20 protein-coding genes are annotated in these 26,263 nt (G+C 61.4%); 12 read left to right on the top strand and 8 right to left on the bottom strand.

Annotation, left to right across the window (positions count from 1 at the left end; genetic code table 11):
* The first annotated feature begins 41 nt into the window (after window positions 1-41).
* A complete protein-coding gene (locus BLV09_RS06975; RefSeq protein ID WP_146686757.1) occupies window positions 42-815 on the top strand; it encodes a PopZ family protein in 774 nt (257 codons plus the stop codon).
* Window positions 816-1,059: 244 nt separating this feature from the next.
* On the top strand, window positions 1,060-3,927 hold the full coding sequence (locus tag BLV09_RS06970; RefSeq protein WP_146686756.1) for a valine--tRNA ligase: 2,868 nt from the start codon (window positions 1,060-1,062) through the stop codon (window positions 3,925-3,927).
* Between the two features lie 53 nt (window positions 3,928-3,980).
* Here the strand turns inward: BLV09_RS06970 and BLV09_RS06965 are convergent, their stop codons facing one another.
* Window positions 3,981-4,610 (bottom strand): DNA-3-methyladenine glycosylase, encoded by a 630-nt coding sequence (locus BLV09_RS06965; RefSeq protein WP_146686755.1) that lies wholly within the window; start codon window positions 4,608-4,610, stop codon window positions 3,981-3,983.
* A 137-nt stretch (window positions 4,611-4,747) separates the two neighbouring features.
* Here BLV09_RS06965 and lipA point away from each other — a divergent pair, with 137 nt between their 5' ends.
* Both lipA and BLV09_RS06955 read left to right on the top strand, forming a co-directional pair.
* Window positions 4,748-5,707: a lipoyl synthase gene (gene lipA, locus BLV09_RS06960; protein ID WP_100381749.1), complete on the top strand. Its 960-nt coding sequence runs from the start codon at window positions 4,748-4,750 to the stop codon at window positions 5,705-5,707.
* A gap of 11 nt (window positions 5,708-5,718) precedes the next feature.
* The gene (locus BLV09_RS06955; protein WP_100381750.1) at window positions 5,719-6,189 is read left to right on the top strand and encodes a type II toxin-antitoxin system RatA family toxin; all 471 of its coding nucleotides are present in this window, start codon (window positions 5,719-5,721) and stop codon (window positions 6,187-6,189) included.
* Between the two features lie 869 nt (window positions 6,190-7,058).
* On the opposite strand, the gene BLV09_RS06950 is transcribed toward BLV09_RS06955, so the two are convergent.
* Window positions 7,059-7,934: an aldo/keto reductase family oxidoreductase gene (locus BLV09_RS06950; RefSeq protein WP_146686754.1), complete on the bottom strand. Its 876-nt coding sequence runs from the start codon at window positions 7,932-7,934 to the stop codon at window positions 7,059-7,061.
* 93 nt (window positions 7,935-8,027) lie between these two features.
* On the opposite strand from BLV09_RS06950, the gene BLV09_RS06945 reads away from it, so the two are divergent.
* Window positions 8,028-8,936 (top strand): LysR family transcriptional regulator, encoded by a 909-nt coding sequence (locus tag BLV09_RS06945; protein WP_146686753.1) that lies wholly within the window; start codon window positions 8,028-8,030, stop codon window positions 8,934-8,936.
* 63 nt (window positions 8,937-8,999) lie between these two features.
* On the opposite strand, the gene BLV09_RS06940 is transcribed toward BLV09_RS06945, so the two are convergent.
* Window positions 9,000-9,602 (bottom strand): CinA family protein, encoded by a 603-nt coding sequence (locus tag BLV09_RS06940; RefSeq protein WP_146686752.1) that lies wholly within the window; start codon window positions 9,600-9,602, stop codon window positions 9,000-9,002.
* A gap of 1 nt (window position 9,603) precedes the next feature.
* Window positions 9,604-10,815: a bifunctional 2-C-methyl-D-erythritol 4-phosphate cytidylyltransferase/2-C-methyl-D-erythritol 2,4-cyclodiphosphate synthase gene (locus BLV09_RS06935; RefSeq protein WP_146686751.1), complete on the bottom strand. Its 1,212-nt coding sequence runs from the start codon at window positions 10,813-10,815 to the stop codon at window positions 9,604-9,606.
* A gap of 282 nt (window positions 10,816-11,097) precedes the next feature.
* Here BLV09_RS06935 and dusB point away from each other — a divergent pair, with 282 nt between their 5' ends.
* From dusB to hflX, 7 genes are all read left to right on the top strand, one after another.
* Window positions 11,098-12,099, top strand: a complete 1,002-nt coding sequence (dusB, locus tag BLV09_RS06930) for a tRNA dihydrouridine synthase DusB (protein ID WP_100386864.1) — start codon at window positions 11,098-11,100, stop codon at window positions 12,097-12,099.
* Window positions 12,096-13,271, top strand: a complete 1,176-nt coding sequence (locus tag BLV09_RS06925; RefSeq protein ID WP_146686750.1) for a two-component system sensor histidine kinase NtrB — start codon at window positions 12,096-12,098, stop codon at window positions 13,269-13,271. The genes dusB and BLV09_RS06925 overlap by 4 nt, the downstream gene beginning before the upstream one ends.
* Before the next feature lie 9 nt (window positions 13,272-13,280).
* A complete protein-coding gene (gene ntrC, locus BLV09_RS06920) occupies window positions 13,281-14,723 on the top strand; it encodes a nitrogen regulation protein NR(I) (RefSeq protein ID WP_100381755.1) in 1,443 nt (480 codons plus the stop codon).
* Between the two features lie 164 nt (window positions 14,724-14,887).
* Window positions 14,888-17,227 carry a sensor histidine kinase NtrY-like gene (locus BLV09_RS06915; protein WP_100381756.1) on the top strand — a complete coding sequence of 780 codons (2,340 nt, stop codon included), beginning with the start codon at window positions 14,888-14,890 and terminating at the stop codon, window positions 17,225-17,227.
* A 17-nt stretch (window positions 17,228-17,244) separates the two neighbouring features.
* Window positions 17,245-18,615 carry a sigma-54-dependent transcriptional regulator gene (locus BLV09_RS06910; protein WP_146686749.1) on the top strand — a complete coding sequence of 457 codons (1,371 nt, stop codon included), beginning with the start codon at window positions 17,245-17,247 and terminating at the stop codon, window positions 18,613-18,615.
* Between the two features lie 258 nt (window positions 18,616-18,873).
* Complete coding sequence (gene hfq / locus BLV09_RS06905; RefSeq protein ID WP_100381757.1) at window positions 18,874-19,122, top strand: RNA chaperone Hfq; 249 nt, start codon at window positions 18,874-18,876, stop codon at window positions 19,120-19,122.
* An 11-nt stretch (window positions 19,123-19,133) separates the two neighbouring features.
* Window positions 19,134-20,513 (top strand): GTPase HflX, encoded by a 1,380-nt coding sequence (gene hflX / locus BLV09_RS06900; RefSeq protein ID WP_100381758.1) that lies wholly within the window; start codon window positions 19,134-19,136, stop codon window positions 20,511-20,513.
* 221 nt (window positions 20,514-20,734) lie between these two features.
* Here the strand turns inward: hflX and BLV09_RS06895 are convergent, their stop codons facing one another.
* The 4 genes from BLV09_RS06895 to mazG form a co-directional block, all read right to left on the bottom strand.
* Window positions 20,735-21,874, bottom strand: coding sequence for a PepSY-associated TM helix domain-containing protein (locus BLV09_RS06895; RefSeq protein ID WP_146686748.1), 1,140 nt, complete (start codon window positions 21,872-21,874; stop codon window positions 20,735-20,737).
* Window positions 21,875-21,906: 32 nt separating this feature from the next.
* The gene (locus BLV09_RS06890) at window positions 21,907-24,243 is read right to left on the bottom strand and encodes a TonB-dependent siderophore receptor (RefSeq protein WP_146686747.1); all 2,337 of its coding nucleotides are present in this window, start codon (window positions 24,241-24,243) and stop codon (window positions 21,907-21,909) included.
* A 277-nt stretch (window positions 24,244-24,520) separates the two neighbouring features.
* Complete coding sequence (locus BLV09_RS06885) at window positions 24,521-25,306, bottom strand: sulfite exporter TauE/SafE family protein (protein ID WP_146686746.1); 786 nt, start codon at window positions 25,304-25,306, stop codon at window positions 24,521-24,523.
* 12 nt (window positions 25,307-25,318) lie between these two features.
* A complete protein-coding gene (gene mazG / locus BLV09_RS06880) occupies window positions 25,319-26,161 on the bottom strand; it encodes a nucleoside triphosphate pyrophosphohydrolase (protein WP_146686745.1) in 843 nt (280 codons plus the stop codon).
* Window positions 26,162-26,263: the final 102 nt, after the last annotated feature.

Raw genomic sequence — 26,263 nt, 5'->3', positions numbered from 1 at the left:
GGTAAAACGCATGCGAAGGCGTTGATGATGTGGAGTCGGAGATGACGCAACCTGCAAAGGTCCAAGAGCCCTCGATGGAGGAGATTCTGGCGTCGATCCGGCGCATCATCGCCGATGATGAAGCAAAGCCACCGGTCGCCGAAAAAGCTGCCAGCCCAGCGCCAATTCCGGCCAAGCCGGAGAAGCCCGTTGCAGCGGTGCCGGCAGCGAAGCCGCCGGTGATGAACGACATCCCACCGTCGAACATTCCCGCGGCGAAAGCGGCTGCCGCGAAAGTCGCTTCTGTCGCGCCACCACCGCCTCCCGCCAAGCCTACGCCGGCACCGGCGCCGGCCGCGACCAACAGCCAGGACGACATCGACGCCATGCTGGCCGGCCTGGATGAGGCGACATCTGAAGCAGAGATACGGCCATCCCAGCCCGAGAGCGAAGTCTTCGAATTGACCGACGAGATGGCGCTGCCGGCCACGCCGCAACCCTCGTTCCAGAAGGTCGAACCGGAAGATGATCTCGAGTTCACCGAAGCCGCTGCCGCCAAAACGGCATATCGACGGCCCGCGTTCGAGCCGCCTCCGTTTGAAAGCCCGGCGTCTCCGCTGCCTCAGCAGATCCTGTCGCGTTCGACGGTCTCCGCTGTCGAATCCGCCTTCAACAGCCTCGCCAATACCGTGCTGAGCAACAACGCGCGGACGCTGGAGGACCTGGTCAAGGAAATGCTGCGGCCGATGCTGAAATCCTGGCTTGACGATAATTTGCCGGGTTTGGTGGAACGCATCGTCAAAGCGGAAATCGAACGGGTTTCACGCGGCCGCTAGCCGGGCCTTCGGCTAATTCCGGGCATACCAGCCTTCATTCAGCCACCGCGTCGCGCTTTATCCGGCAGCCGAGTTCGCTTGTCGTGTTGACTCGGCGCGCTCTGGCGGCTTTCTAGGGCTTGATCGGTTCTGATTGAATTCAGAACCGAGCCCTTAAATCTTCAATTTGACGCGTTTTCCCAGCGCGAACGGGTGTCTACTGCGCTCGAAAACGCCTTAGCGTCCCATCCAAGATTGCGTTGCCATGATCGAGAAGAATTACCACCCCGCCGATATCGAAGACCGCATGTCCCGTATCTGGGAGGAGAGCGGGGCGTTCAAGGCCGGGCGTCCGGAGCGCCGCGACGCCAGGCCCTTCACCATCGTGATTCCGCCGCCGAACGTGACGGGCTCGCTGCACATGGGGCACGCGCTCAACAACACCTTGCAGGACATCCTGTGCCGCTTCGAGCGGATGCGCGGTCGCGATGTATTGTGGCAGCCCGGCACCGATCACGCTGGAATCGCTACCCAGATGGTGGTCGAGCGGCAACTCATGGAGCGGCAGGAACCGGGCCGGCGCGACATGGGCCGCGCGAAATTCCTCGAACGAGTCTGGCAATGGAAGGCCGAAAGCGGCGGCGTCATCGTCAATCAGTTGAAGCGGCTTGGCGCGTCCTGCGACTGGTCACGTGAACGCTTCACCATGGACGAGGGGCTGTCGCGCGCCGTCGTCAAGGTGTTCGTCGAGCTGCATCGCGAGGGCTTGATCTACAAAGACAAGCGGCTGGTGAACTGGGATCCGAAGCTGCTGACGGCAATTTCCGACCTCGAGGTACAGCAGGTCGAGGTCAAGGGCAGCCTGTGGTATCTGCGCTATCCGTTGGAAGGCAAAACCTTCAATCCGGACGACCCGAAGAGCTTCATCGTTGTCGCTACCACGCGGCCCGAAACGATGCTCGGCGACAGTGCGGTCGCGGTGCATCCGGACGACGAGCGCTACAGCAAACTGGTCGGCAAGCATGTGATCCTGCCGCTGGTGGGACGACGCATTCCTATTGTCGCCGACGAATATTCCGATCCGGAAAAGGGTTCGGGCGCGGTGAAGATCACGCCGGCGCACGACTTCAACGACTTCGAGGTTAGCCGCCGGCACAATCTGCCGCAGATCAGCGTGCTTGATCAGGAAGGCCGTCTCGCCCTCGTCGACAACGAAGACTATCTGCGCGGCTTGCCGGAGGGCTCATCGCATTTCGCGGAGGAGTTGAATGGCGTCGACCGCTTCGCCGCGCGCAAGCAGATTGTCGCGCGGCTGGAGGATTTCGGTTTCCTGGAGCGGATCGAACCCAATACGCATATGGTGCCGCATGGCGATCGGTCCGGCGTCGTCATCGAGCCCTATCTGACCGATCAGTGGTACGTCGATGCCAAGACCCTGGCGCAGCCCGCAATCGCGGCCGTGCGCAATGGCACGACGTCATTCGTGCCAAAGAACTGGGAGAAGACCTACTTCGAGTGGATGGAGAATATCCAGCCCTGGTGCATCTCGCGGCAGCTCTGGTGGGGTCACCAGATTCCCGCTTGGTACGGGCCGGATGACAAGGTATTCGTCGCCGAAACCGAGGAGGAAGCCGTCGGCAACGCGCTCGGCTATTATGTCGAACAGGAGATCATCACGCCGGAGCAGGGGCATGAGATGGCGATCGATCCTGCGAAGCGCGAAGGTTTTATTACGCGCGACGAGGACGTGCTCGACACCTGGTTCTCGTCGGCGCTGTGGCCGTTCTCGACGCTGGGCTGGCCTGACGACAAAAAAGACGTGGAGCGCTACTACCCGACCGACGTCCTCGTCACCGGCTTTGATATCATTTTCTTCTGGGTCGCGCGGATGATGATGATGGGCCTTCACTTCATGAAGGACATTCCGTTTTCGACGGTTTACATCCACGCCCTCGTCCGCGACGAGAAGGGCGCCAAGATGTCGAAGTCGAAAGGCAACGTCATCGATCCCCTGCATCTGATCGACGACTATGGCGCCGACGCGCTGCGCTTCACGCTGGCGGCGATGGCGGCTCAGGGCCGCGACATCAAGCTCGCCGCAAGCCGCGTCGAGGGCTATCGCAATTTCGCGACCAAGCTGTGGAATGCCTGCCGTTTTGCCGAGATGAATGGCTGTGCGCAGCCTTCGGCTTTCGACGCGACGCAGGCCAAGGAAACGCTGAACCGCTGGATCGCGCATGAGACCGTGCTGGCGACGCGCGAAGTGACCGAGGCGATCGAAGCCTATCGCTTCAACGATGCCGCGGGTTCGATCTACCGTTTCGTCTGGAACGTCTATTGTGACTGGTATCTCGAGCTCGCGAAACCCGTGCTGCTGGGAGAGGACGGCGCCGCCAAGTCCGAAACCAGGGCGATGGTCGCATGGGCCCGCGACGAGATCCTCAAGCTGCTGCATCCGTTCATGCCGTTCATCACCGAAGAACTCTGGGCGGTGACAGCCAAGCGTGACGGTCTTCTGGTGTTGACGGCATGGTCGCGCAAATCGACCGAACTGACCGCGGATCAACTGGCCTTGATGTCGGCCACCGGTCCGAACGATCCGCTCATTCCGCCGATTCTGCTGGCGCCCGCAGCCGACGATTTCAGCGATCCCGCTGCCGAAGCCGAGATTGGCTGGGTGGTCGATCTCGTCACCGCGATCCGCTCGGTGCGCGCGGAAATGAATATTGCGCCGGCAACGCTGATGCCGCTGGTGCTCGCCGCCGCGTCAGCGGAGACAAAGGGGCGTGCGCAGCGCTGGAACGATGTGGTCAAGCGGATGGCGCGGCTATCAGAGATTTCGTTCGCCGATTCCGCGCCGCAGGGCGCGATGCAGCTATTGGTGCGCGGCGAGGTAGCGGCATTGCCGCTGAAAGGCGTGATCGATTTCTCGGCCGAGCAGGCACGGCTGGACAAGGAACTCGCAAAGGCCGACGCCGACATCAAGCGAGTGGATGCCAAGCTGTCGAACGAGAAATTCGTTGCCAACGCGCCCGAGGAGATCGTCGAGGAAGAGAAAGAAAAGCGCGAGGCAGCCGTTGCGCGAAAGGCAAAAATACTCGAGGCGCTGGAGCGGCTCAAAAACGCGACCTGACCTTTTTGACGCTTTTTCTTGACGCGAACCGGTAACCGTTTTGCCGGGGAGCGCTAGTCGGCTGGAAACGGTTTGCTGACAAACCTCGAGCCCTTCAGCCCGTAACGCCACGGCAAATCCACGGCCTTGGTAAGGCCGATCCGTATACCGGCAACGACGTCAACCTTGCCGGCGCGCGCATGCAGTGCAAATGGCGGGGCGTCGAGCGGCAGTTCGCTATGCTTGATGGTGATACCGAGCGCCTCGCATAATTTGCCCGGACCAGAGCACAGCGACCTCTCATCCTCCAATCCGCGGCGCCGGCGCATCGCCGCCATGCCGTGGGTCGGCTGCAAGGCGCGGATCAGCACGGCGCTCGCGGAACCTGCCTTTTCACAAACAAAATTCACGCACCAATGAATGCCGTAGGAGCGATAGACGTAGGTGAAGCCGGGCGGCCCGAACATGATCCGGTTTCGCGGCGTCGGCCCGCGAAACGAGTGCGCCGCCGGCTCCGAGTGATGGTAAGCCTCGACCTCGACAATAATGCCACCGACGCCGTTCACGAGCATGGTTGTGCCGATCAGATCCGGCGCCACCTCAAGCACGCTGCGGTCAAAAAACCCGCGCTTCAGCGGCTTGCCCAACGGAGGCAAGATCAAATGAGGCGGGATCACACTGGCCGACTTGGGATTTCGAACCATTTTGATGTGAGAATCGGCAGGGCGCGGGCGGTAAAGCTGCCTAACTGTGGCACGTTCTGCTAGGTTCGGCGAGCCGGGTTGCAGGTATCCGCCGTACGGACTACCTAACAACAACCGCCGCGTTTTACGGACATTATATGGTCGTCGTCGTCGATACCCTCTCAGCCACGCCGTTGCGCCCACGTCACCCGGAAAAGGTGAATCGGCCGGACGCCTTGTCGCCGCCGAAACCGGACTGGATCCGGGTCCGTGCGCCGAACACGCGCGGCTATGCCGACACCCGCAGCATCGTCAAGGAAAATGGCCTCGTCACGGTGTGCGAAGAAGCGGGCTGCCCGAATATCGGGGAGTGCTGGGACAAGAAGCACGCCACCTTCATGATCATGGGCGACACCTGCACCCGTGCCTGCGCCTTCTGCAACGTCAAGACCGGCATGCCCGGAGCGCTCGATGCGCGGGAGCCGGAACACATCGCCGAAGCGACCTCCAAGCTCGGGCTTGCCCATATCGTCATCACATCGGTCGACCGTGACGACCTCGCCGACGGCGGCGCTGAACATTTCGCGCAGACCATCCGCGCAATTCGCGCACGTTGCCCGGACACGACCATTGAAATCCTCACGCCGGATTTTCTGCGCAAGGACGGCGCGCTTGAGGTGGTGGTGGCGGCGAAACCCGATGTCTTCAACCATAATCTGGAAACGGTGCCATCGCGCTATCTCACGGTGCGTCCGGGGGCGCGCTATTTCCATTCAATCCGGCTGTTGCAGCGGATCAAGGAAATCGACCCGACGATCTTTACCAAATCCGGCATCATGGTCGGGCTTGGCGAGGAGCGTCACGAAGTATTGCAGGTGATGGACGATCTGCGCACCGCGGATGTCGATTTTCTCACCATCGGGCAATATTTGCAGCCGACCCGCAAGCATCACGCCGTGATGCGGTATGTGCCGCCGGATGAATTTGCAGGCTATGAGAAGGTTGCCTATACCAAGGGATTCCTGATGGTGTCGGCGAGCCCGCTGACCCGCTCGTCGCATCACGCCGGCGATGATTTTGCGAAGCTGAAGGCTGCGCGGGCGGCGATCTCCCGCTGAGCGTTTAATTGATGCCGAGATTTTCCAGCAAGCGCCGGGTTCGCCACACCGCGCCACAGATGTTCGATCTGGTGGCTGACGTCGAGCGCTATCCCGAATTCGTGCCGCTGTGCCAGGCGCTGAAGATACGCGAGCGCACGCCGCAGCCTGACGGCACCGAGATCGTGATCGCAGACATGACCGTTTCCTTCAAGCTGGTGCGGGAATCCTTCACCAGCCGGGTAACGCTGGACCGTCCCAATCTGAAGATCCTGGTCGAATATTTGAAGGGGCCGTTCAGCAATCTTGAAAACCGCTGGACGTTTGAGCCCAAGTCCGACGCCGATTGCGACGTCGGATTTTTCCTCTCTTACGAATTCAAAAGCCGGATGCTGGCGCTTCTGATGGGCACGATGTTCGACGCGGCGTTCGCGCGATTTTCGGCGGCGTTCGAAAAGCGTGCCGATGTGGTCTATGGAAAGCCGGGTGCTACGCCGACATAGACGGCGCACGGCATCGTTATAGATTCAATTGTCAAACAACGGCGGGATGCGACTTTGCGTTCCCGCGGCGCGGTTCGCACCCGAGTTGTTGCACGGATCACGTCCTCTAACAGGGAGGGCGCAGGAAACGCCGGGTGCCCGTTGCACCCGCAGCCTCGCGTGCAAAATAAAAAAGCACACGAGTTAACCACCACAGGTTCACCGGAACACCCGGCGTTTCCTGCGCGATGGTTTTAACGGCTTCTTTCGTACTCTCCCCGGTGATCGGGCTTTCTTGCCACCGTCGCTCTCACGCAGGATTATCCCGCGGAAAGCTTGACACCAGCGTCGAGGTGCCAGGACCACACGACTTCGCCGTCCGCCAGGCGCCGTTCGTCTCGCAGCGCTCCGCGTCCATCGCATTCCCCGCCCAACGTTCGTGACGATCGCGAAGCGCCCCTCCAGGGGGCAGGAAACGATGCGGGATAGCGCCTGATTTGCGCTGGTTGAGAAGCGGAATATTTTTCGTCCGAGGAGTAGACGACCCAAATCAGGTTGAAGCGCTTTAGGAATTTCGCGTGAAGGCGCCCGCGATGCGTGGACGCTGTTCTGCAATAAGCGGGGCGAGAGGGTTTACCAGCCGGCCGATGAGTCCGGATCGGGTCCAAATCGGTATTGCCTCCCATTCTCGCCAAATCGTTCGCCCGTCGTCGGCGAGCGTGCCAATCGCATTGAACCGATGCAGGAAATTTAGTTTGAGGAGCGGAAAGAAATTATAGCGCCTTATAGACCGTCCACTGTCAGGTTCGGCGGGCATGAGGAGTTCGCGCGCCGACTCCAGGCGTGAGGACCGGTTCGAAGCAATCGGATCGCTCGGTCTTTGTAAGCGGTCAGGCGGAGCCGATGCTCGCCACACCGTCCAGCTCTTTGGCCACGTCATCCGGCAGATCGAGCTCGGCCGCAGCGAGGTTCTCCTGTAAGTGCGAGACAGACGAGGTGCCGGGGATCAGCAGGATATTGGGCGCTCGACGAAGCAGCCAGGCGAGGGCGACCTGCATGGGCGTGGCGCCAAGGCGCGCAGCGACGTCGGACAGGATGGAGGATTGCAGCGGCTGGAATCCGCCGAGCGGAAAGTACGGCACGTAGGCGATGCCGGCGCGGGCGAGATCGTCGATCAGCGCATCGTCGCTCCGATGTGCCACATTGTAATGGTTCTGGACGCAGACAATCTCGCAGATCCGGCGTCCTTCCGCGATCTGCGTCGGCGTGACGTTGCTCAGGCCGATGTGACGCACAAGGCCCTTGCGCTGGAGCTCGGCCAGCACCATGAGCGGCGCTTCGATCGACCCCTCGGCAGGACCATGCACGTCGTACATGCTGCGCAGGTTGACGATGCCGAGGACATCCAGGCCGAGATTGCGGAGATTGTCGTGGACCGCCCGGGTAAGTTCGGCGGGCGACATCGCCGGGATCCACGATCCATCCGCGCCGCGCCGGGCGCTGATCTTGGTGACGATGACGAGATCGTCGGGATAGGGGTGCAGCGCTTCGCGGATGATCTGGTTGGTGACGTGTGGGCCGTAGAAGTCGCTGGTGTCGATGTGATCAACCCCGCGCGCGACGGCCTCACGCAGCACCGCCAATGCCGCATTGCGATCCTTGGGCGGCCCGAATACGCCGGGTCCCGCGAGTTGCATGGCCCCATAACCGAGCCGCTTCACGGTGCGATTGCCGAGCGTAAAAGTACATGAGGGGTTAGCGGACATGGCGGTCTCCTTTGAGGTCGCCCCATGATTAGACGTTGACCGCTTGCATGATAATCCGGCACAATCCGTACAGGCTGTACGGAATAACGAACAATGAAGGCCGACTTGAGCGATCTGAACGGCTTCGTGGTGGTGATGCGGGCCGGCGGCTTTCGCGATGGCGCCCGCGCCAGTGGTGTGAGCGCGTCGGGCTTAAGCGAAGCGGTCCGCCGCCTGGAGGCGCAGCTTGGCGTCAGGTTGCTAAACCGGACGACGCGCAGCGTTGTCCCGACCGAAGCGGGCGAGCGCTTGCTGGAGCGGCTTGCGCCGGCACTGACGGAGGTCGAGGCCGCCCTGGATGTGGTGAACGGCTTTCGCGACAGGCCGGCGGGCACGCTTAAACTCAACGTCCCGGTCTCTGCGGCCCGGCTCGTGCTGCCCCGCATCGTTCCGCCATTCCTCGCGGCCTATCCCGACATTCGCCTGGAGGTAGTCGCCGAGGAGAATTTCGTCGATGTGCTCGCCGCCGGTTGCGACGCCGGCATCCGCTACAGCGAGCGGCTGGAGCAGGACATGATTGCCGTGCCGATCGGGCCGCGCGTCCAGCGTTTTGCCGTCGCCGCCGCGTCGGCTTACCTCGATCGATGCGGCCGGCCAGAGCACCCGCGCGATCTGCTCGGCCATAGCTGCCTGCGAGGCCGATTCCCGAGCGGGACGATGATGGCCTGGGAATTCGAGCGCGATGGCGAGGTCGTACAAATCGACGCGACCGGGCCGCTGATTGTGCAGATCGGTGGGGCCACCGATCTCCTCGTCGACGCCGCGATCGCGGGCACCGGTATCGTGCCCCTGTTCGAGGACTGGCTGCGCCCGTATTTCGATAGCGGTGCGCTTGAACCCGTCCTCGAACCATGGTGGCAGCGCTTCCCAGGGCCGTTCCTGTACTACCCCGGACGGCGCCTCGTGCCCGCACCCCTGCGGGCGTTCATCGATTTTATCAAGGCGACGGCTGACCAATCCTGACGTCTGCGCTCACGCGCGAAGTTTCAGATCGAGGACAACAATTCCGCTTTGCCCCTCAAACGCCTACGCCCGCGGCGGACGGCGCCGTTTGACCGCGGTTCGGCGCGGCGACCGTGCCACGCGCTGACGGTGCCGGCTGGCGGCTTCGCGGCGTGGCGTCGTCGCTGCTTGCGGTCCGCGCGCCAATTCCATCAGCATGCGCAAGGCCTCCACCACCGAGCGCTGACGCACTGTGGTGCGTCCGATCGCACCAAAACGGCATTCGCGATGCAAGATCCTGCCGTCACGGGTGGCGACGGCAAAGTGTACAAGGCCGACCGGCTTGCCGGGCGTGGCGCCGCCCGGGCCGGCAATGCCGGTGATCGAGACGGCCAGATCGACGCCGGCTTTCTCCAAGGCGCCGACGGCCATCGCGGTTGCGGTTTCCTTGCTGACCGCGCCGAACGTGGCGAGCGTCGTTGCCTTGACGCCGAGCATCGCGCGTTTGGCCTCATTGGAGTAAGTGACAAAACCACGGTCGATCACATCGGACGAGCCAGGAATATCGGTCAATGCGCCCGCAACCAGGCCGCCGGTGCAGGACTCCGCCGTTGCGATCGTCAGTTTACGCATCCGGCACAGATCGAGCAGCGAGCGGGAGAGGGCGCGGGCGTCGCTGCCTCTCATCTTAATCGCTCCGGCCTTTATCGCTCCAACCTTTGCCGTCCCATGGGAGGCGAATGGTGGCGCTCGCGGTCGCGGCGATGCCTTCCTCGCGGCCGGTAAAGCCGAGCCGTTCGCTGGTCGTGGCCTTCACGGCGACGCGTGAGATGTCGAGCCCGGTGATCTCGGAAATCCGCGCGCGCATGGTGTCACGCAACGGTCCGATCTTCGGGCGCTCGCAGATCAAGGTGACTTCGAGATTGGCGATGCGGCCGCCGCGCGCGGTGACACGGTCGACGGCATATTTCAGGAAGCGGTCGGATGCCGCGCCCTTCCACTTGTTGTCGCTGGGTGGAAAATGCGAACCGATATCGCCGTCCGCCAGCGCGCCGAGAATCGCATCGACCAGCGCGTGAAGCCCGACGTCACCATCGGAATGCGCCAGAAAGCCGCGGTTATGCGGCACGCGAACGCCACAGACCATCACGTGGTCGCCGTCGCCAAAGGCGTGAACGTCGTAGCCAGTCCCGGTCCTGATATCGCCAAGCATCGCGCCAAGGCGGACTTCTTCGCGCACGAAGTCTTCCGGTGTTGTAAGTTTCATGTTGGCAGGATCGCCTTCAAAGGTCGCTACCGTCAATCCCGCCCATTCAGCGAGCGCGGCATCATCGGTGAAATCGCTGCGCCCATCGCGTGCCGCGCGGCGATGGGCATCGAGAATCACATCGAACCGGAACGCCTGCGGCGTTTGTGCGATTCGCAACCGCGCGCGCTCCGGCGTTGCTTCGACGTTTCCGGTTTCACCAACCAGCTTGATGGTGTCGGTGACAGCTATGGCAGGAACAGCGGCGCCGGTACGGCCGGCCGCTTCGATCGCGCGCGAAATCACCGCGGCCGTGACGAAAGGCCGCGCGGCGTCGTGGATCAGAACGATGTCCGGCTTCTGGCTTGCCAACGCCTCGAGCCCGGCATGAACTGACGCCTGGCGCGTGGCTCCGCCGCTGGTGGGTGGCTCGTGACGCAGTCCGCTGACGGCATCATTGAAGATAGCCGCATCATCGGGATTCAAAACCGGCTGCACCGCGAACACCTGCGGATGCGCGCAGAACGCCTGCATCGCCCGATAGATCACGGTCTGGCCGCCGATCGTTCGATACTGCTTGGGACCTCCGGACCCCGCGCGAAGCCCGCGCCCGGCTGCGACAAGGATGGCTGCGGTGCGGTCAGGTGTGGACATCGGATTCAATGAAGGACGGTAAGAGGTTGCTGTGGCTGCGTTGGTGGCGCTGGCGCACAGCCCTTATCATGCCGACAGCTTAAAAACAGAGCGTTTCCGACATCTGTGGGAAAAGCAGTTTTTGCTGCAGTGCACTTGCACATTTGATAGAACTGTCTAAAGTGTAGGCATGGTGCTTGACTGCACAAGATTTGTGCTCAAAATGCATCTCAGACGCAATGATGCGTCCGTCAGAAAAACGAGTGATTCGTGGCCGGCCTGGACAATTCGCGCGATAAGCCGTTGAAAGTAGGCGATATTACACCCGCCAACCGGGTCTTTCTGGCGCCGATGTCGGGCATCACCGATGCTCCCTTCCGACGTCTAGCTGCCGCGCTTGGTGCCGGGCTTGTGGTCTCCGAAATGACTGCCAGCAGCGATCTGATTAATGGCCGTCCGATGTCTCGGTTGCGATGCGAGGCGACCGGGGTCGGCGCTCATGTTGTTCAGCTCGCAGGCTGCGAGGCCGATTGGATGGCGGAAGGCGCGCGGATCGCAGAAAGCTCCGGCGCCGATATCATCGACATCAATATGGGTTGTCCCGCGCGCCATGTGACCGGCGGTCAGTCCGGTTCGGCATTGATGCGCGATCTCGATCACGCCTTGCGATTGATCGAGGCGACGGTCTCAGCCGTAAAAGTCCCGGTGACGCTGAAGATGCGGCTCGGCTGGGACGACCGATCGCTCAACGCGCCCGAGTTGGCGCGGCGCGCCGAGGCTGCCGGCGTGCAGATGATCACGGTGCACGGCCGCACCCGCTGTCAGTTCTACAAGGGCGAAGCCGATTGGGGCGCGGTGCGCGCGGTCAAGGATGCGATCCGTATTCCTCTGGTCGTCAATGGCGATATCACCTCGTTCGAGCAAGCGGTGACCGCGCTCGAAACCTCGGGCGCCGATGCGGTCATGGTCGGCCGTGGCGCGCAGGGTCAGCCCTGGTTGCCGGGCCAGATCGGGCGTCGTCTCGATTCCGGAGCCATCGAATCCGAACCGTCGCTGGCGGAGCAGTACAACTATATCCGTACGCTCTACGACGAGGTCTGCAGCCATTACGGGCTGCGCATCGGCCTTCGCCATGCACGCAAGCATCTCGGCTGGGCGCTGGACGTTGCGGCCCGCTGCAGCCGGGCGCCGGCAACCGCGATCAGGACCTGGCGACAAAAGATTTTGACGTCGGATGATCCCGCCAGCGTGCATCGCGCGCTGCAAGATGCCTTCGACGACTTTGCATGGAGCGCTGCTGCATGACTTTAGCCGCGGAACATCTCCGGTCGGTGCCGTCAGATGGCGAGGCCATTCTCAACGCACTGCCCAATCCGGTACTGCTGGTTGCCCCCGACGGCAAGATCGTCGACGCAAACATGGCGGCGGAATCATTCTTCGAGATTTCGACGCAATTTCTGCAGCGGCAGTCGCTGAAGGAACTTGTGCCGTTCGGCAGCCCTCTGCTGGCGCTGATCGATCAGGTGCGCCGCACCGGCTCACCGGTCAATGAATACAAGGTTGATTTGGGTACGCCGCGGATCGGCGGCGATCGTCAGGTCGATCTGCACGTCGCACCGCTCACCGAACGGCCCGGTCATATCGTCGTGATGCTGCAGGAACGCACCATCGCCGACAAGATGGACCGGCAGCTGACGCATCGAAGCGCTGCCCGTTCGGTGATCGCGCTTGCGGCGATGCTCGCGCACGAAATCAAGAACCCGCTGTCCGGCATCCGCGGTGCGGCACAACTGCTCGAGCAGGCGGCGTCGGCGGAAGACCGGATGCTGACGCGGCTGATTTGCGATGAGGCGGACCGCATCGTCACGCTGGTCGATCGTATGGAAGTATTCGGCGACGACCGGCCGGTGGCGCGCGGTCCGGTCAATATTCATTCGGTGCTCGATCACGTCAAACGGCTCGCGCAATCCGGTTTCGCCCGCAATATCCGCTTCGTCGAGGAATATGATCCGTCGCTGCCGCCGGTATTGGCCAATCAGGATCAGCTGATTCAGGTGTTCCTCAACCTGGTCAAGAACGCCGCGGAGGCTGTGGCCGATCTCGGCAGCGATGCGGAAATTCAACTCACCACGGCGTTTCGACCGGGTGTGCGCCTGTCAGTGCCGGGCAAAAAATCGCGGGTGTCATTGCCGCTTGAATTCTGCGTCAAGGATAACGGCCCGGGCGTGCCCGAGGACCTGCTGCCGAACCTGTTCGATCCGTTCGTCACCACCAAAGCGACAGGCAGCGGCCTTGGACTTGCGCTCGTCGCCAAGATCGTCGGCGATCATGGCGGCATCATCGAATGCGAGTCGCAACCGCGGAAAACCATTTTCCGCGTGCTGCTGCCGATGTTCAACACCGCCAAACATTTCGATCAAAGCAATCGCGATGACGTTTCGGGGACGTCGCCGCATGCCTCTCAAGACACCAGATGAGGACCAACAATGCCCGCAGGTAGCATACTTGTCGCTGACGACGATACGGCCATCCGTACCGTCCTGAATCAGGCTCTCTCGCGCGCCGGCTATGAGGTGCGGTTGACCGGAAACGCGGCGACGTTGTGGCGCTGGGTAAGCCAGGGCGAGGGCGATCTTGTCATCACCGACGTCGTGATGCCCGATGAGAACGCATTCGATCTGTTGCCGCGGATCAAGAAGATGCGGCCGAGCCTGCCGGTCATCGTGATGAGTGCGCAGAACACCTTCATGACGGCGATCCGCGCATCGGAACGCGGGGCGTATGAATATCTGCCGAAGCCGTTCGACCTGAAGGAGCTCATTGCCATTGTCGGCCGCGCGCTGGCGGAGCCGAAGGAGCGGGTGGCCAACCACAACGACGAGGCCGAGTTCGACTCGATTCCGCTGGTCGGGCGGTCGCCTGCGATGCAGGAAATCTACCGGGTGCTGGCGCGGCTGATGCAGACCGACCTCACCGTGATGATCTCCGGTGAGTCCGGTACCGGCAAGGAGCTAGTGGCGCGCGCGCTGCATGATTACGGCAAGCGCCGCAACGGTCCGTTCGTCGCCGTCAACATGGCGGCGATTCCCCGCGATCTCATCGAATCCGAACTGTTCGGCCATGAGCGAGGCGCGTTCACGGGCGCGAACACCCGCGCCTCCGGCCGGTTCGAGCAGGCCGAGGGAGGAACGCTGTTCCTCGACGAAATCGGCGACATGCCGATGGAGGCGCAGACGCGTCTGTTGCGCGTGCTTCAGCAGGGCGAATACACCACCGTCGGCGGCCGCACCCCGATCAAGACCGACGTGCGTATCGTGGCGGCGAGCAACAAGGATCTGCGTATCCTGATCCAGCAGGGGTTGTTCCGCGAGGACCTGTTCTTCCGTCTCAACGTGGTGCCGCTGCGGCTGCCGCCGTTGCGAGAGCGGATCGAGGATTTGCCCGACCTGATCCGGCATTTCTTCGCGCTTGCCGAGAAAGACGGCCTGCCGCCGAAGAAGCTCGATACGCTGGCGCTGGAGCGCATGAAGCAGCATCGCTGGCCCGGCAATGTGCGCGAACTGGAAAACCTCGCGCGCCGGCTTGCGGCCCTGTATCCGCAGGACGTGATCACCGGTTCGGTCATCGACGGCGAGTTGGCGCCGCCCGCCGTGAGTTCGGGCGGCAGCGTTCCCCATGGCGTCGACAATCTCGGCGGCGCCGTCGAGGCCTATCTGTCATCGCACTTTTCCGGCTTTCCCAATGGCGTGCCGCCGCCTGGCCTCTATCACCGGATCCTCAAGGAGATCGAGGTGCCGCTGCTGACCGCGGCGCTGGCGGCGACCAGGGGCAACCAGATCCGGGCCGCCGACCTCTTGGGCCTCAACCGCAACACGCTGCGGAAGAAGATTCGCGACCTCGACATTCAAGTCTACCGGAGCGGAAGTTGAGGGCTGGTCGCGTCGTGCCCGGCGAGATTTGAAGGTCATGCGCATTTAGGCCGCGGTAGACGCCGCGGAATTGTCGCAATTCGGCAACATTGTGATATGGATGCATCAGTTTGCCGCCGGCATTAAGCCGGCGAGCGGAAGGCCATCAGCTCACCTTAGCCGGAATGACCAGCGCAGATTCAGCGGCCCCATCATTCGATCCGTCGCTTGCCGAGCCTCGAGGGTGGTCCCTTTGGAGGTTGCTGGCGGCGTTCGCGGTCGTTCTGGCCCTGCTGTCGGCCTGCCTGACCTTCCTGGTGCTCACCGGCTTGACGCCGATCGAGCCGACACCTGCGGTGGTCTATTCGTTTATCCTCATCAACGCGGCCACCATCCTTCTGCTGGTTGGCATCATCGTCCGCGAGGTCTGGCAGGTCATGCAGGCCCGCCGGCGGGGACGGGCGGCTGCAAGACTGCATGTCCAGATCGTCAGCCTGTTCTCGGTCATTGCGGTGCTGCCTGCCGTGCTGGTGGCGATCGTCGCCAATGTGACCATCGATCGCGGCCTCGACCGGCTGTTTTCAGGTCCCATGCACGAGGTGATTCAGAACTCGCTGAGCATCGCCCGCGCCTATACCAACGAACATGCGCAGCTCATTGGCGGCGACATTCTAGGAATGGCCAACGATATTGCCCGTGCCCGGCCATTATACGACCAGGATCGCGGAACATTTCGCGAGCTTCTGACGGCGAGCGCTGTGGCGCGCAATCTGCCGGGCGCGATGCTGATCGACAAGAATCGCAATATTCTGGAGAAGGCGGAAACCGGCATTCAACTGCAATTCGCGCCGCCGCCGCCGGAATTCCTGAGCAATGTCAAGGAAACCGAACCTGAGATTTCGGTGTTCCCCGAAAACTATGTCGCAGCCGTTATCCGGCTGCGTGCCTTCGACGATACCTTCCTCTATGTGGCGCGTCTGCTCGATCCCCACGTCGTCGCGCAACTCAGGCAGACCGAGGCCAGCGCCGCCGAATATGCCCAGATTGAATCGCGCCGGCTCGGCCTTCAGGTGAATTTCGCGCTGATGTTCGCTGTGATCGCACTGACCATCCTGATGGCCTCCGTCCTGATCGGGCTGAATTTCGCCAATGGGCTGGTGGTCCCGATCCGGCGGCTGATGAGCGCCGCCAACGTCGTCTCGACCGGCGATCTGCATGTACAGGTGCCGGTGCATCACTCGGAGGGCGATCTCGCGCAACTCGGTGAGACCTTCAACAAGATGACCCAGGAGTTGCGTACCCAGCGCGATGAACTGGTCAACGCAAGCGATCTGATCGACAGCCGCCGCCGTTTCATCGAAGCGGTATTGTCGTCGGCCAGCGCCGGGATCATCGGCGTCGATGCCTCCGGCAGCGTCGGCATTCTCAACCGCTCCGCCGAAAAACTGATCGGCCACGCCGAGTCAGAGACGCTGGATCATCCACTGTCCGATGTGCTGCCCGAACTCGACGACATGATGAAAACCGCGCGCGAGGGCACCCAGCGGCTGGTTCAGGGGCAGATTACGATCAATCGCGACGGTCAGGAACGTAACCTGTCGGTCCGCGTCAGCGCCGAGCAGACCAGCCAGTCGCGCGACAGCTACATCATCACGCTCGACGATATTACCGAACTGGTCTCCGCACAGCGGACCTCGGCATGGGGCGATGTCGCCCGCCGCATCGCCCATGAGATCAAAAACCCGCTGACGCCGATCCAGCTTTCGGCCGAACGCATCCGCCGCAAGTTCGGCAAAGTCATCGTCGAAGACAAATCCATATTCGAACAATGTACCGACACCATTGTGCGGCAGGTCGATGATATCAGGCGGATGGTTGATGAATTTTCGCGCTTCGCGCGGATGCCGAAACCGGTCATGGAAGGCGAGGACGTTGCTGACACCGTGCGGCAGGCGGTGTTCCTGATGCGGGTCGGACATCCCGACATCGATATTGAAGCGGATATCAAGCAAGATCCGATCCGGGCGCAGTTCGACCGGAGGTTGATTTCGCAGGCGTTGACCAACATCATCAAGAACGCGACCGAGGCGATCGAAGCCGTCCCGGCGGAGGAACTGGGGAAGGGTCGTATTGATGTCATCGCCGCACGCGAGAACGATGACGTGGTGATCGACGTCATCGACAACGGTATTGGCCTGCCGAAGGTTGCCCGAGCGCGTTTGCTCGAACCCTACGTCACCACGCGTGAAAAAGGCACCGGCCTTGGTCTCGCCATTGTCGGCCGCGTTCTGGAGGACCATGGCGGTCGAATCGAGCTCAAGGACGCGGCAGACTTCCGGCCTGGCCAGCGCGGAGCCTGGATGCGGTTGCGGTTCGCGATCTCAGGCCATGCCGCCAAGACAAAAGAACATACCGCCGACACCAAAGAGCCGGCTTCCAAAACAAAAGAGCCGGAATCCGGAACCATTGAACCGGTTGATGCGACCAATAACGAAACAAAAATCGAAGCCGCGACAGGCAATTGAGATGACAGGCGTGATCCATGGCAAATGACATTCTGATTGTCGACGACGAAGCAGATATTCGGGATCTGGTCGCCGGCATTCTCGAGGACGAGGGGTTTACAACCCGGACCGCGCGAGACAGCGATTCGGCGTTGGCGGAAATTGCCAATCGGCGTCCGCATCTGGTGTTTCTCGACATCTGGCTGCAGGGCAGCAAGCTCGACGGCTTGCAGCTGTTGGAGCAGGTGAAGCGGGACCATGCCGAGGTTCCGGTTGTGATGATTTCCGGGCACGGCAATATCGAAACCGCGGTCGCTGCGATCAAGCGCGGCGCTTACGACTTCATTGAAAAGCCGTTCAAGTCCGACCGGCTCATTCTGGTGGCCACGCGGGCGCTGGAGACTTCGCGCCTGAAGCGCGAAGTGAAGGAACTCAAGCAACTGGCTCCGGCGTCCAGCATCCTGACCGGGCGTTCGGCCTGCATGAACCAGTTGCGGCAGACCATCGATCGCGCCGCCAAGGCCAATAGCCGCATCCTGATTGTCGGCCCGTCGGGCTCGGGTAAGGAACTGGCGGCGCGCACGCTGCATAACGCGTCGGCCCGCGCCGACGGGCCGTTTGTCGTGATCAACGCCGCCGCGATTACGCCTGAGCGCATGGAGGTCGAGCTGTTCGGCATCGAACAGACCAATGGCGAGCATTCACGCAAGGCCGGTGCGCTCGAGGAAGCCCATGGCGGGACGCTCTTTATCGATGAAATCGGCGACATGCCGCGCGAGACCCAGAACAAGATCCTGCGGGTGCTGGTCGATCAGACATTCCAGCGTTCGGGGGGCACAGCCAAGGTCAATGTCGACGTCCGCATCATTTCCTCAACCGCGCGCAATCTGGAAGAAGAGATCGCGGAAGGGCGATTCCGCGAAGATCTCTATCACCGGCTCTCCGTGGTGCCGATCCGGGTGCCTCCGCTGTCGGAACGCCGCGAGGATATTCCGGAATTGATCGATTATTTCATGGATCAGATTTCGGCCGCGACGGGCCTGCCGAAACGGCAGATCGGCCAGGACGCCATGGCCGTCCTGCAGTCCCATGTCTGGCCCGGAAACGTCCGGCAGCTCCGCAACAATGTCGAGCGCGTCATGATCCTGGCCGGTGGTGGTCCGGAAGTCATCATCACGGCGGACATGTTGCCGCAGGATGTCGGCTCCATGGTGCCGGCAATGCCGACCAGCAATAATGGTGAACACATCATGGGTCTACCGCTGCGCGAGGCACGGGAAGTGTTCGAGCGTGACTATCTGATCGCCCAGATCAGCCGCTTTTCCGGCAATATCTCTCGTACGGCAGAATTTGTCGGCATGGAACGTTCGGCGCTACACCGCAAACTCAAGGCGCTGGGCGTCGGCTGAAAACCGCCCCGGCCCAGGCTTTTCATGCACTTACTTGAGAAACTTGAGCTGTTTTGGGAGTTTTCCCTGAATTTCCGCATTTCTACGGAGAGGCTGGCGTGCGAACTCGCTTGCCTAAAAAGCGCGCCTGCCCTCTAATCGTACCGCCGCGCCCCCCGGAGGGGGATCTCAGGGGAAGCCGGCAACCGGGGGACAGTCCTTAAAGAGAACTGCGTCCGGTTCAATAAAAAGAAGCAACAAGACGGCGGGACAAAAACAATGGCGGCAGACCGCGCACAAAATCTACAAGACACCTTCCTGAATCACGTTCGTAAAACAAAAACGCCACTGACGATCTTTCTGGTCAATGGGGTGAAGCTGCAGGGAATTGTCACCTGGTTCGACAATTTCTGCCTGCTGCTGCGGCGCGACGGTCACTCGCAGCTTGTCTACAAGCACGCGATCTCGACCATCATGCCGGGCGCTCCAATCCAACTGTTCGAGGGTGGCGAGGATACTCCGGCTTGAGAGTGATTTGATTGGAACCCCGAAATCTTGACGGGGATGCCGACCGTCCGCGGTCGGCAGGGGGCAAAGCGACCGGGCGGGTGATCGTCATCGGCCCTTATCTACGATTGCGCCGCGGCGATCCCGAGGCGCAATCGGATTCCCATGTCTTGCGGGATTCGGAGGCGCGGCTTGAAGAAGCCGTTGGCTTGGCGCGGGCCATCGACCTCGTGATCGCAGATGCCTTGATCGCGTCGGTCAGCCAGATCCGGCCGGCGACCTATCTCGGCAAAGGCAAGGTCGAGGAGATCGTCGGGCTCATCAGCGGACACGACATCGAGCTGGTGGTGATGGACTGCGCCTTGTCGCCGATCCAGCAGCGTAATCTCGAGAAGGCCTGGAGCACCAAGGTGCTCGACCGCACCGGCCTGATCCTGGAAATCTTCGGCCGTCGCGCCAAGACGCGCGAAGGCTCACTTCAGGTCGAACTGGCGCATTTGAACTATCAGCGCAGCCGCCTGGTGCGATCATGGACCCATCTGGAGCGCCAGCGCGGTGGCTTCGGCTTCATGGGCGGCCCCGGCGAAACCCAGATCGAGGCCGACCGCCGCCTGATCGGCGAGCGCATCACGCGGCTTGAGAACGAGATCAAGAAGGTCCAGGCGACACGACGGCTGCATCGCGCCGGCCGCCAGCGGGTGCCTTATCGCGTCGTGGCCCTGGTCGGCTATACCAATGCCGGAAAATCAACGCTGTTCAATCGCCTGACGCGTGCCGACGTGCAGGCCGCCGACATGCTGTTCGCAACGCTCGATCCGACCTTGCGCGCGCTCAGCCTGCCACATGGCGGCAAGGCTATGCTGTCCGACACCGTGGGCTTCATCTCCAATCTGCCGACGCAACTGGTGGCGGCATTTCGCGCGACATTGGAAGAAGTACTCGAGGCCGATGTCATTCTCCATGTCCGCGACATCTCGCATGAAGATGCCGACGCACAGGAGCGCGACGTCGACGCGGTGCTGCGCCAGCTTGGCATCGATCCGGATGCCGGACAGCGCATCCTCGAAGTCTGGAACAAGATCGATCGGTTCGATCCGGATGAGCGCGAGAATCTGCGAAACATCGCCGCGCGCCGTCCGCCGGAGCGCCCGTGCTTTCTCGTCTCAGCCGTAACCGGGGAGGGGATCGACACGCTGCTGGCCGCGATCGAAGACCGGCTGGCGGCAACGCGCATGACGCTGGACCTGTCGATCGATGCCTCCGACGGCGCCGGCATCAGCTGGCTGCATCGCAATTCGGAAGTGCTCAACAAGGAGCTGCACGACGGGCGGTTCGACATGACCGTGCGCGTCGATGAGACCAAGCGCGATATTGTGGTCAACCGCTTCGACGCGATACCGCACGCGATTTGAATTCGCACGCCTGCCGCGACGGGTCATGACGTGGGCCGGCAGAGTTTTGCAGCGACGATGTATAAAACAATGATGATTGGCGATCCGACCGCGATCCAGGAAAAATAGCGGCCGACTTCATTGAACAACAGCGCCGAGACCAGGCCAGACAATGAAATCAGGCCGGTCAGAATCGGTGCGCCGTATACGGTTCGCCAGTTTGCTGCGCCGACGGGCCGCATTCAGGTGTTCACGCCATAGGCGCTTGTGCTCAAATAGTCCCGGCGGTGTCCGGTCTTGCTTCGCCTGACCAGATAGAGGTAAAGCCCGCTGCCGATGACGACGATGGTGAAGCCGTCGAGCAGGGCCCAAACGATCTTGAGCGGCATTCCACCATAATCACCAAAATGAAGCGGTTGCGACAGGAAGAGCGCCTTTAGATAGAAGGGCAGGTCGCGCGTGCTGGCGACCTCAGCGGTGTCACCGTCAAGCAAAACAGGTCTGAGGAGTCTTGATGTCAGAGGCTTGTCGCCGCGCATGAATGCCGCAAAGTGACGGGGACTCGTGAATGGCGTTCCCGGAAATGCGATGAAAGCGACGTCCAAGCCGAAATCAACCTTTTTGGCGTTGGCGACGATCCTGTCGAGCGACACCAGGTGCGACGGCTGTGGTCTGCCGGTGTAAGCTGCGACCATGCTTGCGAGTTCGCCTACGCGCCACTGATCGAGCATTGGTTCGGCCCAGGTGTTGATCACGCCCGTACCGCCCACGACGAAGGCCCATGCGACGGTGATCACACCGAGCAGATTATGCCAGTCCAGCCACAGGATGCGTTTCGACTTGCCTTGCCTGAGAGCGCCAAAATCCAGCCGCCGGGTGAAGGGCCAATAAAGCACGACGCCGGAGACGATCGCGATCAGGAACAACAAGCCCATGCTTCCGAGAAACAGCTTGCCGGGCTGGCCGAGGAAGAGGTCGGTGTGGAGCTTCAAAACCGCGAGCATCGGGCCCGTGCCGACGGGACCGAGCGGCTCCGCCGAGTAAGCGTCGAAAGCCCGGACGGCGGCGTCGTCAGGTTTTCCGTCCACCGTGTGGTTGGTGTAGGCGATGACGATGCCCGGTTCGTCCTTATCCCAGGCGATATATTGCAGCACCTTGCCGGGATCGCTGGCCAGTGCTGCCCCCGCAATTCGATCGATCGTGGCCTTTTCTTTTCCAGCGGCGATGGTTTGCGGTTTGGGCGCGTAGCCCAACAGCTCGTCGATCTCGTGGTGGAAGATAAGCGGCAAGCCGGTCAGGCAGAGCAGCAGCAGGAAGACCGTCGAAACGAGGCTCGTCCATCGGTGTACGATTGCCCAGACTCGAACCGATCTCGCTTTCACGCGTGTTTCGCTCCGTGCGCCTTGCTTCTATCCTACCATTTATAGGAAACACTCGCGACGGCGCGCCGGCGATCACCGTAGAAGCAGGCGGTCGCTGTCTGACAACTGCCGACATAGATCTTGTCGGTAATGTTGGTGACGTTGAGCGCGAAACGCCAGTTGTTGACCTCGTAATGGACAGCCAGGTCACCCAGGACATAGGCAGGAACCACGAGCGAGTTGGCCGTATCGGCATAGGATATCCCGTTGTAGCGGACTCCGGCGCCGAAACCGAAGCCGGCCAGTTGTCCGGTCTGAAACGTATAATCGCCCCACAGCGACGCGATCTCACTGGGCGTGTTGGTGGGTACGGTTCCAATCAAAGCGGGATTGAGATCCTTGCTGACGAAAATGTTGAAGTTGGTGAATGCGCCAGTCACTTTCAGCCCGGGCATGACATTGGCGACGGCCTCCAGCTCAATGCCACGCGAGGTAACCTCTCCAGTCTGAATCGACTGCAACGCATTGTTCGGATCGGTCGTGAGTACGTTCTGCCGCTTGAGATCAAACACGGATGCGCCGAAATACCCGTCGAAACCGGCTGGCTCGATCTTGACGCCGGCCTCGGTCTGCACGCCGGTTTCCGGCAAGAACAGCTGTCCGGTGGTTGCGTTGGTCCCGATGATCGGATTGTAGCTCGTCGCATAGGAGATGTACGGAGCTATCCCGAGATCGGTGTTGTAGATGAGGCCAGCCCGGCCGCTGAACTTGCTGTCGTCGCGGCTTTCGCTGGGTAACAACCGGTTGTTGTCATAGGTGTTGACCCAGTCATTTCGTCCACTGAGAACGAGCGTGAGACGGCCGAGCTTAAGCTGATCCTGCGCATAGAGCCCGGCCTGCTTCTGCGTAATGGTCTGGTCGGCAAAAACGGTCGACGGGAATCCCTGCGGAACACCATAGACGGGATTGAGCAGGTTGAGGGCCGGCGTCGCGAAATCGAACGCCTGCAAATCGCTGATCTCATAGCTCTTGAGGTCGACGCCAACCAGCGCCTTGTGCTGGACCAAGCCTGTCGCGAAGCGATACTCCAGCGAGCTATCAAGATCGGCCTGATTGGCGCTGTCATGGGCGAAGTCGTTGAAGCGCGATAACAAGGCGCTTGCCGGATTGCCGGCATAGCCATTGCCGAGCAGGGTCTGAAACTGGACGTCGTCATGCGCGAAGCGCGCGTTCTGCCGGAACGTCAGATCGTCGGTCAGATTCTTCTCGAACTGATAGCCGATCATTTCCTGTTCGCGCCTGAAGCTGTCGACGCTGGGATCGCTGGCAAACAGGCCGGTCGGGATGCGGCCAAAGGGAGCGTTGACCACCGTTCCCACATAGGGAAGGAAATTCTGCACCCGCGTATCGTTTCGCGAAGCCGAAGCGAGAATCGTCAGCGTGGTGTCGATGTCGGGTTTGTAAGTCACTGACGGCGCAACGAAGTAGTTGTTGTCAGGCGTGAACGCAGTCTGGGTGTCGCCGCCTTTGACGGTGCCAAGCAAACGATAAAACAACTCGTTGCTTGGACCGGTCGAGGTCGCGACCGGTCCACCGAAGTCGAATGACAGATAGGCGTTACCGAAGGAGTTGACCCCGGTCTCGACGTAATTAAGCGGCGTAAGGGGCGGGGTTTTGCTGATGATATTGACGAGGCCGCCGGGGCCGCTGCCGCCATAGAGCACGGCCGAAGGTCCGCGAAGAATGTCGATACGTTCAATGCCGAACGGCGGAAATTTCCAGGTCGCAAACGCGAAGCTGGAGAGCTGGAGGCCGTCGAGAAATAATCCGACGTCCTGAGCGTCGAACCCGCGAATCTTGAACCAGTCGTTACGGGTGTCGGCCCCAAAAGTCTGGGCGCTGACACCGGGGGCATAGCGCAGGGCTTCGGCAAAATTGCCCGGATTCTGATCGCGAATTTCTTCGCGTCCGATGACCGAGATCGACTGCGGTATTTCCATCAACGGCGTATTGGTCTTGGTGCCGGTGAGGGAACGGGTGGCAACGTAACCGTTAATCGGGCCACGTGGGTCTTGTCCCGCCTGAACATTTTGTCGACCAGGCGCTGATGGTCTCGCTGGCGCTGCGGCTGTTCGGGCAGCGCGCTGGCCAGGTCTGGACGCGCCCGAACTGGCCGAACGTCGTGAGGGTTGGGAAGGGGCCGTCGCCGTCGGCGAATTCGGAACGCGAACCACAACCGGCGGCAACTCGCTGCCTGATGCGCTACCGCCGGAACTCTGTTGAGCGATGGCTCCATTTCCCAAAAAAGCGAAAGCGACGATCGAGACGGCCGATGCAAGAGCAAGCGTTGATGAAGCAGCAAGCCTCGTTGGATCGGAATGCGTCGTCATATACCGTGTCCCCACACTTTAGAATTAGAACAATGAAAGCAGCGCTTAGAAAACGCCGTCATGTTCTGATCTAGCCAAGTGAGGAACGCCTATTTCACGTCGATTGCGGCGAAGGAAATTGAATTTATCTAAGAGGGAATCTAATTCGTAATTGATCCATTCTCTTATGTTCTGAGCTTTGGTCCGAACATCTAAAACCTCAATTGTTTTGCGGAGATTGACACGTCAGCTCTTCGACGGCCGAGCATTGCAGCGTGTGCGGCGCGTCCGTTTGACGCTATCGCCACGCCTTGAACGCCATGAAGATCGCCATGGCAGCGATCATGACGATCAGCATGATTCGTAATTTGTCCGCGCTGATGCGGTTGGCGAAGCTCGCTCCGATTCCCGTTCCGATCCAAAGGCCGATGATCAGGCAAATGATCGTGAGCCATGGTAGTTCCGTGCCCTGCTGCACGTAAAACAAGGCGGCTGGCAGGGTCACCGGCAGTGCGGTGACCGCAAGGCTCATGGCTTGCGAGCGATGCTGCGAGATCTTCATCAGGGCTGTCATCAACGCGGTGATCGCAAGTCCACCGCCGATGCCGAGAAATCCCGACGACCAGCCTGCGACGGCGCCGATCGCGCAGAGCGATGCCCAGTGCGGGGGGACATCCTTATGGTCATCGGCGGTGTTTTCGCCTTTCGTACGTGGCGATCGCAACGTGACGATGGTGATCAGGATCAGCAGATAGGTGACGAAACTCCATTGCAGCGCATGGTCCGAGACATGGGTCGCGAGCAGGGCGCCGACGATGCCGCCGACGCAAAACCCGATCGCAAGCCAGATCAGCCAGCGCATGGAGATGCGATGGCCGCTCTGGCTATAGTTGCGAACGCCGGACAGGCTGGTGGGAACGACCTGCGCGACCAGCGAGATGCCTTGTGCGACGTGCTGGTCCTTGCCGAGAATAAGCACAAGCAACGGGACCAGAATTCCGCCGCTGGTTACGCCGAGGAAGCCGGACACGAGGCCGCCGACACCTCCGGTCAGAAGTCCGCCCCAGATATCCGCTGGGCTCATCGGCGATCGCCTTCAGCGCGCGCGTGGCGGCGAAGAGGGTCGTTCTTCGTTCTTGGCCTCATTCCACAGCGAGTCCATTTCCTCCAGCGAAGCACTCTCCAACGAACGCCCTTGCGCCGCCAGCGTGCGTTCGATGTAGCCGAAGCGGCGTTCAAATTTGGTGTTGGTACTGCGCAGCGCCTGATCGGGATCGGCGCCGACATGCCGGGCCAGGTTAACCAGCGCGAACAGGAGATCCCCGGTTTCGCCGGCGAGTTCGTCGGCGTCATTGCGATCGAGTGCGGTTTCGATCTCGTCGGCTTCCTCGCGAATCTTGTGCAGCACCGCGCGCGGATCGTTCCAGTCGAAGCCAACGCTTGATGCCTTGCGCTGCAATTCCATCGCGCGCGTCAGCGCCGGTTGTCCCGCCTTGATGCCTGACAACAGGGACTTCGCTGTCGTTTCCCCCTCCGGCCGCTTGGCTGCGCGTTCGGCCTTCTCCTCGGCCTTGATGCGGTCCCACGCTCCCTTCACATCCGATGGGGACAACTGCCCATTCTTGTCGGCGAAAACATGGGGATGCCTTCGGATCATCTTCCGCGTGATGGCCTCGACCACGTCGGCGAATGAGAACGCGCCCTGTTCCTCCGCCATGCGCGCGTGAAACACCACCTGCAGCAGGAGGTCGCCGAGTTCGTCGCAGAGATCAGGCAGGTCGTTGCGTGCAATGGCGTCCGCGACTTCATAGGCCTCCTCGATGGTGTAGGGCGCAATGGTCGCAAAGTTCTGTTCGAGGTCCCAGGGGCAGCCGCTGCCGGGGGTTCGCAGCGCAGCCATAATGTCGAGCAAGCCTTTGATGTCGCGCGAAGGAAGCATGATGCACCCGCCCATAGTTGATCCGACCTGTATGCCGCAAGACGCGCGCCCATCCCAGTGAAACGAGCCGGACAGGCTGCACTTTCCACCGATTGGCCTCGG

The sequence above is a fragment of the Bradyrhizobium canariense genome, assembly GCF_900105125.1.
GTDB lineage: Bacteria > Pseudomonadota > Alphaproteobacteria > Rhizobiales > Xanthobacteraceae > Bradyrhizobium > Bradyrhizobium canariense_A.
The sequence above is the reverse complement of the archived record's forward strand: the minus strand, read 5'-3'. Positions and strand labels throughout refer to the sequence as shown.

Excerpts from the sequence above, each read along its gene's own strand:
- BLV09_RS06975 (WP_146686757.1), top strand. The coding sequence starts at position 42 with ATGACGCAACCTGCAAAGGTCCAAGAGCCCTCGATGGAGGAGATTCTG.
- BLV09_RS06970 (WP_146686756.1), top strand. The coding sequence starts at position 1,060 with ATGATCGAGAAGAATTACCACCCCGCCGATATCGAAGACCGCATGTCC.
- BLV09_RS06965 (WP_146686755.1), bottom strand. The coding sequence starts at position 4,610 with ATGGTTCGAAATCCCAAGTCGGCCAGTGTGATCCCGCCTCATTTGATC.
- lipA (WP_100381749.1), top strand. The coding sequence starts at position 4,748 with ATGGTCGTCGTCGTCGATACCCTCTCAGCCACGCCGTTGCGCCCACGT.
- BLV09_RS06955 (WP_100381750.1), top strand. The coding sequence starts at position 5,719 with ATGCCGAGATTTTCCAGCAAGCGCCGGGTTCGCCACACCGCGCCACAG.
- BLV09_RS06950 (WP_146686754.1), bottom strand. The coding sequence starts at position 7,934 with ATGTCCGCTAACCCCTCATGTACTTTTACGCTCGGCAATCGCACCGTG.
- BLV09_RS06945 (WP_146686753.1), top strand. The coding sequence starts at position 8,028 with ATGAAGGCCGACTTGAGCGATCTGAACGGCTTCGTGGTGGTGATGCGG.
- BLV09_RS06940 (WP_146686752.1), bottom strand. The coding sequence starts at position 9,602 with ATGAGAGGCAGCGACGCCCGCGCCCTCTCCCGCTCGCTGCTCGATCTG.
- BLV09_RS06935 (WP_146686751.1), bottom strand. The coding sequence starts at position 10,815 with ATGTCCACACCTGACCGCACCGCAGCCATCCTTGTCGCAGCCGGGCGC.
- BLV09_RS06925 (WP_146686750.1), top strand. The coding sequence starts at position 12,096 with ATGACTTTAGCCGCGGAACATCTCCGGTCGGTGCCGTCAGATGGCGAG.
- ntrC (WP_100381755.1), top strand. The coding sequence starts at position 13,281 with ATGCCCGCAGGTAGCATACTTGTCGCTGACGACGATACGGCCATCCGT.
- BLV09_RS06915 (WP_100381756.1), top strand. The coding sequence starts at position 14,888 with ATGACCAGCGCAGATTCAGCGGCCCCATCATTCGATCCGTCGCTTGCC.
- BLV09_RS06910 (WP_146686749.1), top strand. The coding sequence starts at position 17,245 with ATGGCAAATGACATTCTGATTGTCGACGACGAAGCAGATATTCGGGAT.
- hfq (WP_100381757.1), top strand. The coding sequence starts at position 18,874 with ATGGCGGCAGACCGCGCACAAAATCTACAAGACACCTTCCTGAATCAC.
- BLV09_RS06890 (WP_146686747.1), bottom strand. The coding sequence starts at position 24,243 with ATGACGACGCATTCCGATCCAACGAGGCTTGCTGCTTCATCAACGCTT.
- BLV09_RS06885 (WP_146686746.1), bottom strand. The coding sequence starts at position 25,306 with ATGAGCCCAGCGGATATCTGGGGCGGACTTCTGACCGGAGGTGTCGGC.
- mazG (WP_146686745.1), bottom strand. The coding sequence starts at position 26,161 with ATGCTTCCTTCGCGCGACATCAAAGGCTTGCTCGACATTATGGCTGCG.